A 1,286-nucleotide genomic window follows, 5' to 3' on the forward strand; every position below is an offset into this window, starting at 1 on the left:
GGGCGCGGCCGCGCCGCCAGCTGCCCGGCGGGCAGCTGCGCCGTCGTACTTTACCCCGTTTGACCTGCGCTAATGCACGGTGCGTGACTTAGCTCCCAGGACAGGTGGTAAGAATTCCTTTACTATAAGGAAAAGAAGGTTGTGTGGGGAGGGTCACCTCCGGGCCGTGAGTTCGTGATGAGCCCGCGGGCCGCGGTTGCGAATAGCGCCGCGATACGCGGTACGGAACCGGCGGTGGCCCCTCGCGCAGCACCGGAGCGGGAACGCGAAGGAGCCTCCCGCGTGAAGAGATTGAGGGGCGGGAATGTCTACATACACCACAGGTAGCCTTGTCCCCATTCGGGGATGGCAACGCACCTATTCCGGGAAGGTGCACGATTTGTACCGGCCCGTGCCCGGGGGCGCGATGGCCGGGATGGATACCTATCTTATTGTGGCCTCGGACCGCATCGCGGCATTCGACCACGTTGTTCCCACATTCATTCCGGACAAAGGTGAAATCCTCACCCGGATCGCCCGCTGGTGGTTCGACCGCACCGGGGACATTGCGGAAAGCCACTACCTACCGGGCGGCGTGCCGCGGGATATCGCCGCGCGTGGCATCCTGGTACGGGCCCTGCGCATGCTCCCCTACGAAGTGCTGGTGCGCGGTTATCTAACCGCCGGCGCGGTACGCTCACTCGAAACCCTCGGCACCCTCGATGCCATGCCGTACGACGGCGCCATTGAGCTCGGCGCCAAGCTGGAACTACCGTGGGTCGGAATAGCGGAAAAGCGCCGGCCCGGCTGCCCGGATATCCCCATCCCGTGGGATGAATTCATGCGGCGGGTGGGGGAGAGCACCGCGGAACGGGTGCGCGTGCTGGCCCTCAACCTCTACCGGCACGCTCACGCCATCGCGCTGGCCCGCGGGCTGGTGCTCGCGGATGCCAAACTGGAATTCGGCACGGATATGGACGCCGGCTCCAGCCGCCTCATCCTGGCCGACGAAGCCTTCACCCCGGATACCGCCCACTACTGGCTTTCCACCGACTACCGCGCGGTGAAATCCGGGGAGGCGCTGCCCACCCCGGAAGCGCTGCGCCCCTTCGATAAGGACGCCGCGCAGGTGTGGCTCATGTCCGCGCAATCCGGGTGGAATGCGGAGCAAGGGACCCAGCCGCCGGCCCTCCCCGCTGCCGTGGTGGCCGATATTCGCGAGCGCTACCTGCGCGTATGCGAAATGCTCACCGGGGAGCGCTGGCCCGGGCACTAAGCGCGGCGGCGCAGTGGCGGGCGCGCGCCGT

1 protein-coding gene is annotated in these 1,286 nt (G+C 66.7%); it reads left to right on the plus strand.

Features of this window, described 5'->3' with window-relative positions; genetic code table 11:
• Nucleotides 1-304 precede the first annotated feature (304 nt).
• Nucleotides 305-1,255, plus strand: coding sequence for a phosphoribosylaminoimidazolesuccinocarboxamide synthase (locus CZ322_RS09775; RefSeq protein WP_087071236.1), 951 nt, complete (start codon nt 305-307; stop codon nt 1,253-1,255).
• The last annotated feature ends 31 nt before the right edge of the window (nt 1,256-1,286 follow it).

Origin of the sequence: Actinotignum timonense, assembly GCF_900155575.1 — a bacterium.
Classification (GTDB): Bacteria; Actinomycetota; Actinomycetes; order Actinomycetales; family Actinomycetaceae; genus Actinotignum; species Actinotignum timonense.